Raw genomic sequence first — 13,879 nt, 5'->3', positions numbered from 1 at the left:
GTTATGGAAAAAATGAAAGTAGAAATATGGAGTGACGTAATGTGTCCCTTTTGTTATATAGGCAAAAGAAAATTTGAAAAGGCATTAAAGGACTTTGAGCATAAGGACCTGGTTGAAATTGAGTGGAAAAGTTTCCAGCTAAATCCAGCTATGAAAACGGAGCCTGGACGCAGCATCAATGATTATCTGGCAGAAGTGAAAGGCTGGTCCCCCGAATACGCTGCTGAGGTCAGTGATCATGTTACCGGAATTGCAGCTGAAGTGGGGCTAGAATACCATATGGATAAGGCTGTTGTGGCCAGCTCTTTTGACGCTCATCGATTCGTTCAATATGCAAAAACAATGGGAAAGGGTGACGAAGCCGAAGAGCAGCTTTTTAAAGCCTATTTTACAGACGGAAAAAATACAGGAGATCTTGAAACCCTGGTGTCTCTCGGGGCGAATGTCGGCCTGGAGTCTGAGGCCGTTAGGGCAGTTCTGGAGAGCGATGACTTTGCTGAGGCCGTACGAATGGATGCTTACGAAGCGCATCAGGTAGGTGCCAGGGGGGTCCCTTTTTTTGTGCTAGATCGTAAGTTTGCGGTTTCTGGAGCACAACAACCCGAAACATTTGTAGGGGCTCTGCATCAGGCCTTCGGACAGTGGGCAGAAAATAATCGAGTCAAAATCACTTCCTTAGCCGATGGCCCTGGCTGTTCGCCAGACGGGGTATGTGATTAAAGGACAATGATTCTGAATACCAAACGCCTGATCGGCGGGAAAAGTTATGGCCATGCTGACTATTAAAATTGTCGGCATGGCTTTATTTATGTTTAAGACTATTCAAAAGCTATGTTAGTTTGCTAGTTTTAACCTTAGTTTTGTGAATTCTCGTATTTATTTGATTCCTGTGTATGGTTCGTTATCTGCTTTTCCTCCTATTTACATGTTTTTCCATGCTTACCTACGCCGGAGGGGTGAAGGGACGAGTGGCTACTATGGAAGGGGAAAGTTTGCCCTACGCCGGAATTACGGTAAAAGGGACATCGCAAGGTACCATGGCCAACGAGGAAGGTGTGTATGCTTTTGCGCTAGCGCCGGGAAATTATGTACTCGTTTTCCAATATTTAGGTTTTAAAACTAAAGAGTTGGCTGTAATCGTAGATGGCGACTTTCAGGAGCAGAATGTGAGCATGGAAGTACAGGCTCTTAATCTTTCGGAGGCAGTGATTGGTGATCTTAAAGAGGATCCGGCTACTACTATTATGCGCAAAACGATTGCTAAGGCCAAATTCCATCAGCTCCAGGTGCGGAGCTATACTGCCAAGGTATACTCCCGAGCCTCCGCAGTCGCAACCGGGATACCTACTCTTTTACAGAAACGATTGAAAAAAGAGGGCATAGAAGAAGGAAAGGCATTTTTAAATGAAAGCGTAGCGGAGGTCAAGTATAGAAGACCTAATTCTTATAAGCAGAAGATAGTGTCTACACGTAATAGTCTGGACAATAGCTTTCCTTCGCCAAACGAGTTCATTATGGCCAGCATATATAGTCCGCGCGTTGCAGGGGCAATCACCCCACTTTCCCCTCAAGCATTCAGCTATTATCGATTTTCCTATGAAGGTTATTTCGAAGACCAAGGTCATATTATTAATAAAATCAAGGTAATTCCGAAGGCGTATGGAGAGGGTGTTTTCAAAGGTAGCATCTATATCATTGAGGGCTTATGGGCTATTCATAGCTATGATCTACAAACGACGACGAGTGGATTAGATATTGCAGCAAAGCAGATCTTTAGTCCTGTAAAACGGGTCTGGCTCCCTGTTAATCAGCAATTTAAATTACAGGGCGGCTATCTGGGATTCTCTGGTCAGTTTAAATATCTGGTATCTGTCAATTATAGCCAGTTAGACGTGGATCCCAATCTGCAGGAAGAGGTAATTATTAATGATAGGGTTGTACAACCCAAATTATCGGGAAAGAAAAATTTAGAAGATCTTATTAAACAACAAAAACAATTTTCATCCAAAGCATTCCGCAAACTTAGTAAGGAATATGCCAAAGAGAAAATAAAGGAAAATCCCGGCCTGAGCAAGCGGATGGTGCGAAGCGATTCGATTGCCATAGACTCGATGGCCAATAAGCGTGATACGACCTATTGGGCCGAGCTTAGGCCGGTACCATTGACTCCTTTGGAAGTAAAGAGCTATGCCATTCAGGATAGTATCAAATTAGTAAAGGAGGTAAGAAATGAGGTAAAAAAGCCTGATTCCACACATTTCAAACTCCAACACCTCATACTGGGCAATTCATATGCTTTGGGGAACAGAAATTACTTGGAAAGTCCGGTGGTAAGTCTGAACTATAATTCAGTGGAAGGAGCGGCTCTGAATTTTCTTACTGAATGGCGTAAGGAGTGGGGCATATCCAGATATCTGCTAGCCAGCCCATATCTACGCTATTCAATCGGTCGCAAGCGACTCTACGGAACTTTGCTACTAAGAACTGGCAATAGGAATTGGGATTTTAGTCTGGTGGGTGGAGAACTCGCATCACAGCTCAATGAGGAGAATCCAGTGGAGCCCTTTCCCAATAGTGTTGCATCCAGATTTTTTGACAGAAATTTAGTGAAGTTATACCAGAATCAATTTGTTAAAACCGATTTTTTTCTTCGCAATATGGGCGACATCCTTGATCTGTACGGCTCCTTAGAATTGCAATCAAGAAAAGAGCTATATAATCTGGAAAGTGCCGCATCTTGGATAAGATGGGATCGGTATGGTTATACCCCCAACCGACCACTCAATGATGAAATTTCCTCTACAGCTTTTCCTGAGCATCGGGCAGTTATGTTATCTCTGAGGGCTACTCTGAAGCCATGGGCAAAATATATTGTCCGTAATGGGCAGAAACGTTATTTGCCCAATAGGGGTCCTGTATTCAATGCGCAATATAAGCAAGCCTTTAGTGGTTTAGGAGATGTGTCCTATACTTTTTTAGAAGCGGGTGTTACGCACAGCGCAAGGTTAGGCCCTCGCAGTAATCTGAAATATGCTGTATCTGGAGGGGGCTTCACAAGAAAATCAACCTTGTATTTTCCAGATTATAAGCATTTCATGGGGAATGAATTCTTTCTTCAAATTGGCGATCCCTTAAATAATTTTCGAATGCTACCATATTATCGATATAGTACCAATTCATGGTTTGCGCAGGCGCATGCGTACTGGACCTTTCAGCGGTTTATGCTGACTCGCTTAGAGGCTGTAAGGCTTACGGGTGTGAAAGAAACGTTGCAGCTACATGCTCTTAAGGTGCCGTCAATGGGTAATTATCTGGAACTGGGTTATGGACTCGATGAGGTATTGAGGATCGCCCGTATTGAGGTGATTGGGCAATTCCATGGCGCGCGTTTCCAAGGCCTGGGCTTCAGAGTGGGTACTTCCATACAGGTAGGGAAGGGGCGGCGATAGTAGATGAAATAATAAAAAAAATGACAGCCTGGAAATTCATCCTAGCTGTCATTTTTTTATTAATATAACTTATTTTACCAAATCGCCCTGTAATCGCGGAGTAGATTTGGGCAATGATGGATACACATTATTTTCTGGATTGATATCGGCCATCCGTTTGCTGGGATCGATTTCGATCCGGATAATTTGATCGAAGGGTTTCGATATGGCAAAGCCATATTCCGGATAGGTCCATCCCCAGTCGCTGAGCTGACTGGTTTTGGTATAGCGATTCTCCTTCTTCTCACCACGCATGGTTTCCAAAGGTATGTAGAAGCACTCCTGGCTTCCATCCTTATAGTTAACCACAACATCCAGAGGCATAGGCATTAGGCCAATACGTTCGAGTACTACCTGCGTATTATTTCCCTCCGAAACAACCTCTTTGATACCATAGTCAATGAAACGGGTGGTACCAACAAAATCTTCCCAATACCAGTCCAGCTCAAGCCCTGAAACCTTCTCCATAATCCGTTTAAGATCTGTTGGATTAGGATGCTTGAAAGCCCATTCATTGAAATATCGCTTCATACCCTTCATAAAGTCGGCCTCACCCATAATATAGCTTAGCTGATTTAAGAATACGGCTCCCTTGGAATAGCTAGCCACGCTATAGGCCCGATTGGTATGATAATGGTCGGCATGAGTGGTGAGAGGTTCTTCATCACCAGATTTCACCAGATTGATATAACCTTGGGTACTACGGCCCTGAGGATCATTTTTAGACGGAAATAATTCGGACATTACAATATTTTGTGCGAATGAAGTAAAGCCCTCGTCCATCCAGGAATATTTAGATTCATTGGTGCCCAAGAGACCCTGGAACCAACTGTGAATTAACTCATGAACGGTGACACTTATCAGTCCCGGAAGAGTCTGACGACCTGTGATGAGCGTGGCCATTGGATACTCCATTCCTCCGTCGCCACCCTGAATGATGGAATACTGCTTATAGGGGTAGCGACCGAATGTTTCGTTCATAATTTTGAAGGCTTTAACAGCAAGAGGCTCCATTTGTTTCCAGACAGCCGCCAAGCTATCCGACTGATAGAAGAAATGGAGGTCTAAGTTATCATCAACCTTCATGATGTCATGTTTATAGTTTTTGTGGGCCGCCCACACGAAATCATGAACGTCAGGAGCTACGAAGTGCCAGGTGAGGCGATCACCCACCTTATGCTTTACCGCTTTTTTGGAATACCCGTGACCTATCTGATCAGGATTTTGTAAGTATCCTGTTCCGGCAAGAACATAGGCAGCATCAATATTTATTTTCACATCAAAATCTCCCCATATCCCATGGAATTCGCGGCCTATATATGGATTTGCATGCCATCCTTCGTAGTCATATTCTGACATTTTAGGATACCATTGAGCCATAGAATATTCAATGCCTTCTTTGTTATCACGTCCAGTACGTCGAATTTGTACGGGTACCTGTGCCTCAAACTCCATGTCAAAAACATGTTTAGTCTTCGGGAGAATCGGCTCATTGAGGGTCACTTCCAGAATAGTACCCTGAACATGATACTTTAGGGGTTTGCCGTTTTGCTTTAAAGAACCTATGCGTTCATAGCCAATCTCCTGGGGAGAGAGCTTAGAAATGCGATCTTTTACCCTGGGATCCGGGTCTGCAATAGTGCGTGAGCGAACGTCCATCAGGCTACCAGGCTGAAAGGCGTTTAAATAAAGATGATAGAATACTTTCGTAAGCGTATCGGGTGAATTATTGGTGTAGGTCAGTTTTTGGGTCCCCTTATACTGATGTTTGGCAGCGTCGAAGTCTACCTTCATTTCGTACTTGGCACGCTGCTGCCAGCGATCACTCTGAGCCATGCTTGAAGCCGCAACTAGGGCCATCAGGCAAAGTAAAAACGTTTGTTTCATTAATTTGGTCAATGATATAAGTGTATTAATTAGGTCAGAATCCTTTCATTTCTGGTGAACATATCAGGCAGAGCGTTCTATGGGCAAGGGATTCGCTCAGTAAAGAAAATATCCCAGCAATGAAGATTGCTGGGATATAATCAATATGACTATTAGGGGGCTGATTTTGCCTCCTGACGCATTTTAACCCAATTGGTTGATGCAGTTCAAATCTTCGAAAGCCAACTTAAGTCGTTCAGCCATGCTCTCTTCGCCCTTTCTTAGCCAAACCCGAGGGTCATAGAATTTTTTATTGGGTACATCGGCTCCATCAGGGTTACCCAATTGAGTCTGAAGATATCCTTCTTTTTCCTTGTAATATTTAAGAATGCCTTCCCATGTAGACCATTGCATATCGGTATCGATATTCATTTTGATGGCACCGTACTGGATAGCCTCGCGGATTTCTTCACGTGAAGAGCCTGATCCACCGTGAAATACGAAGTTTACAGGAAGTTCGCCAGTGCCAAATTTCTCCTTAATATGAGCTTGTGAGTTCAAAAGAATTTTCGGCTCAAGCTTTACGTTACCAGGCTTGTATACACCGTGAACATTACCAAATGCAGCTGCAATGGTAAAATTAGGTGATATTTTGCTTAGTTCTTCGTAAGCGTAAGCTACCTCTTCAGGTTGTGTATACATTTTAGAGCTGTCGATGCCTGTGTTGTCCACACCATCTTCTTCTCCACCAGTTACACCTAATTCGATTTCTATAGTCATGCCCATTTTGGCCATACGCTCGAAGTATTTGCTACAGATTTCGATGTTCTCTTCAATAGGCTCCTCGGAAAGGTCTAGCATATGAGAGCTATAAAGCGGAACGCCAAACTGATCAAAGTGCTTTTCACCGGCATCCAGAAGACCATCGATCCAGGGAAGTAATTTCTTGGCACAATGGTCTGTATGCAAGATCACAGGAACACCATATAAGGCTGCCATCTGATGAACGTGCTGAGCTCCCGAGATACCTCCGGCGATAGCGGCTTTCTGATCGGCGTTGGACAGGCTCTTGCCAGCAAAAAATATTGCTCCTCCATTGGAGAATTGAATGATCACTGGGCTGTTTACCGCTTTTGCTGTTTCAAGAACGGCATTTACAGAATTGGTACCTACCACGTTTACGGCTGGAAGCGCGTAGTTATTAACGTTGGCATGGCGGAAAATTTCGCTAACTCCGTCACCGGTAACTACACCTGGTGCAAAGCGTTTTGTTGTTTCGCTCATAGTAAAATATTGTAAATTTCAGGAAATAATTGCATAATTCACATCTAAAGGGCTGGAATAATGACAATGCTTGCAAGTTAGTTATTTTAAGGAAAAGGTGAAGGCTTGGCGGGCTTTATTATCGTATCAAAACTAGCTCAGCAATAATTATAATCCCCTAATTTGTAATGTGTATATTTGGCATCTTGTTTTTATAATCACAAGCCTGGCCTTAATAAACAGCAAATGCCTTGGTTTCAACATAGGAAGTTCAGTTCATGTCACAGAAATTAATTCGCACCATCCTTCTGGCTGCAGGTATCGGTTTTTTTATACTTTGGATTATGGAATATCGCCGAGCTGGCATGTTTGCCAGTTATTGGCTGCTATTACTAAGTATCGTGGCTTTTCTCAGCTTTCAGTACAACCGCCTGAAGCATAGTGGAGAGCAGAAATCCGAAACCAATACCAAATCCGGCAAAACTCCACCTCGAAAAAATAACCTCCCATGAATGCCTTTATATTAATCATTACCTTTGGATTCTTCTTGCTTGCCGGTTACTATGGCGCTGTGCGTTCTATACTTTCAGAGCTTTCTCTGGATCGTTATATGATGCGCTACGACAAAACGGAAGAGTTGGTAAAGGCCCTTTACTGGCGTCGTATTCTTCGAATGGCCCGCTTGATGGTGGTGGCCCTGGGGGTATTCTTTACTGTGGCTTGCTTGTCGCCGCTGATCGATCAATATTGGCACCTGGCCCTCTGGATCAATGTGTTAATTCTTTTCGTGGTCATGGCTGTTTGCTGGTTGTTTGGTTATACGTTATGGGTCAAACTGGCCCGGATCTTTCCAGGGATGATCGCCCTTACAAATTTTCCAGTGCGCTTTGCCGAATGGTTTATTACCCCTATTTACTGGCTGGTAGAGCCCTTTGTTAAGGACAATATACTTTCTACCTCTTATCGCGACGATGCCGCGTCGGCAGATGATCCCGATTTTGAAGACCACAGCATTGAGGAGCGTATGTTTATCAATGCCCTGGATTTCAAGGATCTGCGGATTCGGGACTGTATGATCCCAAGAACAGAAATCTCAGCTTTGAACGTGACAGCCTCCATAGAGGACTTGCGAAAGGCTTTCTTGTCTAGCGGCCACTCAAAAATAATTATCTACCGCGATTCGGTGGATAATATTTTGGGTTATTGCCATGCCTTGGCACTTTTTAAGAAACCCAAGGAAATTGCCAGTATTATTACACCCATTTTGATCGTACCTGAAGCTATGCCAGTACGCGACCTGATGTTAAAGTTTCTGGAAGAACGAAGAAGCATCGCCCTGGTAGTCGACGAATTTGGAGGTACTTCTGGCCTGGTGAGTGTAGAGGACGTGGTAGAGCAGATTTTTGGAGAAATTCAGGATGAGTACGACTCCACCGAAGACTGGACTGAAAGAAAAGTAGATGAAGATACCTATATTTTCAGTGCCAGACACGAAATAGATTACCTTAACGATAAATATGGCTGGGAACTACCCGAAGGAGATTATGATACCTTGGCAGGTATGTTTATTGATCATTATGGTGACTTACCGGAGGTGAACGATGTGCTGGAATTAAAGCCCCATCTTTTCCAGGTGGTGTCCATGCAGGATACCCGTATCGAACTTATTAAAATTTCAGTAGGTCAGGCAGGCTCTTGATGTATGCTTATTTAACTGGATTTCTCCCTATGAACAATTTCTTTAGTAAGTTTCTAATCTATTTTGCTCTCTTATGGATGTACCTTCCGGCTAGCGGGCAGCAATTAAGGACGGAAATAAAGGCCATCCTTGACGAATCAGACGGTTTGGTAGGGGTAGGGGTTGTGGATTTTGAAACGAATGAATCCATATATTTCAATGCTCAGGAGCGTTTCCCTATGCAAAGCGTGTTTAAGTTTCCTTTGGCTTTGGCCGTATTGCAGCGGGTAGATGCAGGGGAATGGTCACTAGATATGCCCATAGAAGTTACTCCTGCTGACCTACTGCCAAATACCTGGAGCCCTATTAGAGAGCGGTACCCCAATGGAAATATTACCCTCACCCTTGCAGAGATCATTCGGTATACGGTTGCCCAAAGTGATAATAATGGCTGCGATATTCTTTTTAGATTGCTGGACGGTCCCATAGAAGTCAATAAAGCAGTTGCTCAAATGACGTCCAAAGGAATTGCCATCGTCGCTGATGAGGCTGGTATGGCCAAGGGTTGGGATGTACAATTTGGCAATTATAGTACACCAGTTGCCATGATGGATCTTTTTCAGAAGTTCTGGGCCGGACGTATCCTATCCCCAGCCAGCACAGAGTATCTAAAAAAGGTGCTGTTTGAAACAAATACCTGCGAGGCTTGTATGAAAGGGTTACTTCCCAAAGGTGCCCAGGTGGCGCATAAGACGGGTAGATCTGCCACCAATGCGAAGGGCATTACGGCGGCAACCAACGATGCTGGCGTGCTATTACTGCCGAATGGGAAGGCGGTTGGCCTTGTCATTTTTGTGTCCAACTCCAAGGCCAGCGACTCAGCAAGAGAAAGGCTAATCGCCCGAATTTCTAAGGCGGTATGGGACCAGTATAGCCAATTAAAATAGTTTTTGAATTTTACGAATAAGAAGTCTTGCGAATCAGCGTCGAAAATATTGGGAAGAAATTTGTTCGGGAATGGATCATCCGTAAAGCCAGCTTTGAGCTATTGGCTGGGCAATCCTATACCCTGGTGGGGCCCAATGGCAGTGGTAAGTCTACACTAATACAACTTTTGACCGGCATGGTTCCCGTTTCCGAAGGGGCCATCCAGTATTTCGATAAGGCCAACCGCAGCATACATATCGACAAATGGTATAAACAACTGGTGATGGCCGCTCCTTATCTGGAGCTGATAGAAGAATTTACGCTCCGGGAGCTTTTTGAGTTTCATGTCAATTTCAAACCCATGAAGGATAATTTGTCCGCTGCGGGCTTTGAAGACTTTATAGAACTTTCCCATGCCCGTAATAAAACCATCCGATATTTTTCTTCGGGCATGAAGCAGCGGGTGAAGCTGGGTCTGGCCTTTATGTCGGATGTTCCCGTGGTTTTCCTCGACGAGCCAACAAGTAACCTCGACGTGCAGGGTATCGACTGGTATCTTCGCCATGTCCAAGGGCTTTCCGCTCATCAGATCCTGATTTTAGGTTCTAACGTCCTCCAGGAATACGAATTCTGCAAGAATATCATTTCTGTGGGGGAGTTTAAGTAGGAGAAGCCGATTTGAGACTTTGTAGTGATGTTTTTCTTGTCTGCGCCGATCGACTCCCTAATAAAAAGCGTACCTAGTTTTTTTTGATTCTAGATGGTTGTAAAGTAAGGTTCAGTGATTTCTTGGTTATCTAAAACTGAATCTATTATTAAGAACCCTTTCTTTGCAACGATTTTTACCCCAAAACAATCCGCTCACTGGTCACGGACTGAAGCAAATCAGGTCGATGTGTAGAAATTAAAAATGTGGTTCCGGTAGCATGGTAGCTCCTGATAATTTGAAGCATCAGGCCAGTATTGTCCTCATCTACCCCTTCAAAGGGTTCGTTCAAAATAACGTAAGCGGGATCGTTTACAAAAGCAGAGAGGAAACCAACAATCTTTTTCATTCCTGTGGAATAGGTATCCAGATGGTTATGGTTATCCGTGAATTTAAAATCGGCCAGCCATTGGTCCTTATTTGCATGGAACATGGCTGCCTCTATGGTGGACAGTAAGCTTGAAAATGCTTACAGCCGATTAAAACGCAGATTTAGCTATTATTCCCACGATTAGGGCTAGGGAATGGTATGGGATACTGTTTTTACCATCGTTCGACTGCGAAAAAAGTAGATAACTACCTAGTTGTGATGCTTTTCGTTGCCTTTGAAGGGTATTACTTCATTCAATAAGCTATTTTTGGCCTATTGGCCAATGCCCATTAGTTTTCACATCTGGGCTTATCCTATTTGGCTCGTTTCAGCGCAGTCGCAAGCCACGACAATTTATTCTTAGATGAAGTCCAGAGTTTGGCTCCAGGCTCCATTATTACCTTTGATAAAGGGTGTCTAGTTTATGCTCGTAATCTGACCGTTATAGATGAATCTATGTGGTAAGTGACCGCCAAAAAGATAATACGAATTACCTTGCTCAAAAGGAATTTGATCTTGCAGAGGGCACGAATTCGGGCATCTTAAAGGATGAACAAAGTGTGCTTAAATATGGCAATAGAAAGGACAAAGAGCATCGTTGCCGGCGAATAGCATAGTGGAATACTCAAAATGAGCGCTTACTTATATTTCTGAGTAATAATTTTGAGTTGTCAGCCGGAAGAATCGCGCTTATTAATAAAAAAAGAAGGTAAATGGAACTGCTTTTCAAGCAATAGAAGCAGAATTTTCCACTCAAGTACTTTCTTGGGGACAATGAAAATGCGATTGAAAGGCAAATGTGTATAACGATGCTTGCCAACTTGTTAATTACACTCGTAAGAAGCACACTAAAAAGGAATTGGGTCTTTTCAAACATGGTGTTCATCATCAGAGGGCAGCCAATGCACTATTCCATGTTGTACGCATTTCTGTAAAATCAAGAGAAGAGTAGGATGATTATTATCAATAAACAAAAAATGAAAATTCTTAATCCTATTTTCCCTGAAATGACAGAGGCTTAGTTTTGAAAATCCGACTAAAACAACCTTTCTCACAACACAAACGAGGATAATTTTCACACATCCGTTTTTTTGGCAACAATAATTTAAAATTAAAAAAAAACTATGAATTCTGGTAAAACACAAACAGCATCTTTATATTTGCAACATTGTTGCATTTGTTATTTAATAATCTACTTTAATATGCTTCTTTTTAGCTTGTTTTAACCAAGCCGCTGAAGTTAATTCTTTGGTAGGAAAATTTTTAGATGAAGTGCATCATAGTAAAGCAACTTTAGGTTAGGATTTCTTATTTATTTCTATTTATCCACAAAAAGATCCATGTAGGTGCCCAGGTAAAGAATCTATATAATAACATATACCAGATAAAGTATTCTACAGATGGATCAAGTTATCAGAGATAGAAAGGATTAATGGACTTTCCCTAAACCGTCAATTTTAACTTTTATTGAATTAGAATGAAAAACAAAATCTACGCACTGCTTTTAATGGTTCTGTCATCCATCTTAATGAGTTCCTGTGAAAATGATCAAGAACCAATATTGCCTATGCCCACTCTTGAAAATGTTGAGGTAGGTCTAAATAATAATGAGATTGGAATAATTGGACGAGACTTCCATGTGAATGCAGATATAATTGCAGGGGACAAGATTGACTTAGTCAAAGTGAAAATGCTGCCTATTGAGGGTGAAAACTACACAAGTCCTTGGAAATTTGAACTGACTTGGGAGCAATACAAGGGGGCGAAGAATACGAATTTGCATAAGCATTTCACCATTCCCGAAGATGCGGTAGAAGGGAGGTATGATTTTATTATTGTAATACAGGATGAAAACGGAACCACTTTAGAAGAAAAAAGAGCCATTAACATATATGCTCCAGAAAACCTGCCTGTTGATCCGAAGCTTACAGAGTTTACCGTTTCTGCCCGAGGCGAAAGTTTCAAAGTCTTGTATATTTTATCTAAGGGTGGATACCGTGATCCAATTTCTTTAGAATATGGTAATTTTCAAGTGGGTATAGATAAAGGCGAAGTTCTTGATGCTGCTGCGACAGTTGGAGGCATAAAAGGGGAGGGGAAGCTCTATGTTTTACTTATCAACAAAAAGCATAATCATCGTCCTGAATCTATTGATGCAATTGATTTTACTAAAGCTATGGTAGTAGATGTTTTTGAACATAAGAATTTGGAACAGACGGAAAGGTGGAGTCATATAAATTTTGAGAGAGAGGGATTTCCAATTATTTCAAGGTTGAAAATTGGAGCCGAAAAAGATAATAATTCCCCAATCCCTGCCACTATTTCTGGACTTAAAGAATGGGAATCAGGTGACTATTATGTTGGGACTATTTATCACAACAGCACGTACAATATGACCATATTCCATTATGTAGGAGTAGAGGTTAATATGGATCTATAAAATCCCTACAACAATAGTATTTTATTCTTTTGTCAAAGAACCAAAATCTGCAGAATCATGAAAAAGTTAAAGCCCTTCGGGGCTTTTTTGTTCCACATATATTCTTGAAATATCAGTATAATGAACCACTATCATTTGCAATTTTAATTTCTAAAGTCGTAAACTTGAAATCTTTATGTTAGGGAGTGGGATAGAATGTAATAGCTCCCATAGATATATTCGAAAAAGAATCGAAACTATATTCTCCCAACTTTGTGATCAGGTGATGTTTAAATGAAATTATTCTAAATCTTTAGATGGTCTTTTGCCAAGAGTGGTTGCCAAAGTGATTGCTGTAGCAGTACTTCAGTTCCTGAATTTACAAAATAATAGGCCCATTAAGCTGTTAAAAACTGTCTTGTTCGTTTAAACCGCACAACGGGTAAGTATAATGTATTATGGTTTTATATCAAAAATAAATTTAATTCTTTGTAAGAATACTTATATAGAAATATCCTTTATTGAAGTATCTTGATAGGATTTTCTAGGAAATAATTTGAGATTAAAGCTTTACCTGATCCTCTGGGCTCTATATATCGTCTGTCCATTAGCCATTACACCCCCAGGACCTCACTTTTTACCTACAAACTCAGAGTATAGCCAAAACTTAATTAAATTAGGGCCTTTTAGAACCAACCAACACGGATTGATGAAAGCGATACTTATAATGCTGGTGGCACTGTCTACCTGGGGTCAGGCTGCTTGGGCCCAGAATAGGGAATATTTTGGTAAGAAAATAAACGAAAACAGGGCCATGGCAGCCACAGACTTGCCCAGTAAAATGGGAGACAAGCCGGCCTTGAAAGCCAAAGTGACGGGTACTGTTGAGTCGGTCTGCCAGATGAAGGGCTGCTGGATGAAGGTTAATTTAAATGATGGACATACCATGAGAGTGATGTTTAAGGAGTATGCTTTTTTCGTTCCCAAAGATATAGCCGGTAAAACAGTAGTTATGGAAGGGGAGGCGCTTAAGAAAATAGTCTCTGTCGACCACCTACAGCATTATGCCAAGGATGCTGGCAAAAGTCAGGCAGAGATCGATGCCATTACAGAGCCCTCGGAGGAACTTACCTTCGTAGCCAATGGCCTCATTGTGAAATAG

At 42.2% G+C, this 13,879-nt stretch carries 11 protein-coding genes; 8 read left to right on the top strand and 3 right to left on the bottom strand.

The window, feature by feature from the left end:
• Positions 1 to 12 precede the first annotated feature (12 nt).
• Both X939_RS0113695 and X939_RS0113690 read left to right on the top strand, forming a co-directional pair.
• Positions 13 to 720 carry a DsbA family oxidoreductase gene (locus X939_RS0113695; protein ID WP_025763847.1) on the top strand — a complete coding sequence of 236 codons (708 nt, stop codon included), beginning with the start codon at positions 13 to 15 and terminating at the stop codon, positions 718 to 720.
• A 215-nt stretch (positions 721 to 935) separates the two neighbouring features.
• A complete protein-coding gene (locus X939_RS0113690) occupies positions 936 to 3,449 on the top strand; it encodes a DUF5686 and carboxypeptidase regulatory-like domain-containing protein (RefSeq protein WP_025763846.1) in 2,514 nt (837 codons plus the stop codon).
• A gap of 69 nt (positions 3,450 to 3,518) precedes the next feature.
• On the opposite strand, the gene X939_RS0113685 is transcribed toward X939_RS0113690, so the two are convergent.
• Together X939_RS0113685 and fbaA are read right to left on the bottom strand one after the other, a co-directional pair.
• A complete protein-coding gene (locus X939_RS0113685; protein WP_025763845.1) occupies positions 3,519 to 5,375 on the bottom strand; it encodes a M1 family metallopeptidase in 1,857 nt (618 codons plus the stop codon).
• Between the two features lie 183 nt (positions 5,376 to 5,558).
• A complete protein-coding gene (fbaA, locus tag X939_RS0113680) occupies positions 5,559 to 6,638 on the bottom strand; it encodes a class II fructose-bisphosphate aldolase (RefSeq protein ID WP_025763844.1) in 1,080 nt (359 codons plus the stop codon).
• A gap of 257 nt (positions 6,639 to 6,895) precedes the next feature.
• On the opposite strand from fbaA, the gene X939_RS0113675 reads away from it, so the two are divergent.
• Genes X939_RS0113675 through X939_RS0113660 form a run of 4 tightly spaced genes read left to right on the top strand, consistent with a single transcriptional unit; the run spans position 6,896 to position 9,889 of the window.
• Entirely contained in the window at positions 6,896 to 7,129 is a 234-nt protein-coding gene (locus X939_RS0113675; protein WP_025763843.1) for a hypothetical protein, read from the top strand.
• Entirely contained in the window at positions 7,126 to 8,316 is a 1,191-nt protein-coding gene (locus tag X939_RS0113670; protein WP_025763842.1) for a hemolysin family protein, read from the top strand. The genes X939_RS0113675 and X939_RS0113670 overlap by 4 nt, the downstream gene beginning before the upstream one ends.
• A 29-nt stretch (positions 8,317 to 8,345) precedes the next feature.
• A complete protein-coding gene (bla, locus tag X939_RS0113665) occupies positions 8,346 to 9,242 on the top strand; it encodes a class A beta-lactamase, subclass A2 (RefSeq protein ID WP_198034415.1) in 897 nt (298 codons plus the stop codon).
• 26 nt (positions 9,243 to 9,268) lie between these two features.
• Positions 9,269 to 9,889 carry an ABC transporter ATP-binding protein gene (locus tag X939_RS0113660; RefSeq protein ID WP_025763840.1) on the top strand — a complete coding sequence of 207 codons (621 nt, stop codon included), beginning with the start codon at positions 9,269 to 9,271 and terminating at the stop codon, positions 9,887 to 9,889.
• Between the two features lie 175 nt (positions 9,890 to 10,064).
• Here the strand turns inward: X939_RS0113660 and X939_RS0113655 are convergent, their stop codons facing one another.
• Positions 10,065 to 10,361, bottom strand: coding sequence for a P-loop NTPase family protein (locus X939_RS0113655; RefSeq protein ID WP_025763839.1), 297 nt, complete (start codon positions 10,359 to 10,361; stop codon positions 10,065 to 10,067).
• 1,414 nt (positions 10,362 to 11,775) lie between these two features.
• On the opposite strand from X939_RS0113655, the gene X939_RS0113650 reads away from it, so the two are divergent.
• Complete coding sequence (locus tag X939_RS0113650) at positions 11,776 to 12,738, top strand: DUF4625 domain-containing protein (RefSeq protein ID WP_025763838.1); 963 nt, start codon at positions 11,776 to 11,778, stop codon at positions 12,736 to 12,738.
• 688 nt (positions 12,739 to 13,426) lie between these two features.
• Entirely contained in the window at positions 13,427 to 13,879 is a 453-nt protein-coding gene (locus X939_RS0113645) for a DUF4920 domain-containing protein (protein ID WP_025763837.1), read from the top strand.

Origin of the sequence: Dyadobacter tibetensis Y620-1, assembly GCF_000566685.1 — a bacterium.
GTDB lineage: Bacteria > Bacteroidota > Bacteroidia > Cytophagales > Spirosomataceae > Dyadobacter > Dyadobacter tibetensis.
The sequence above is the reverse complement of the archived record's forward strand: the minus strand, read 5'-3'. Positions and strand labels throughout refer to the sequence as shown.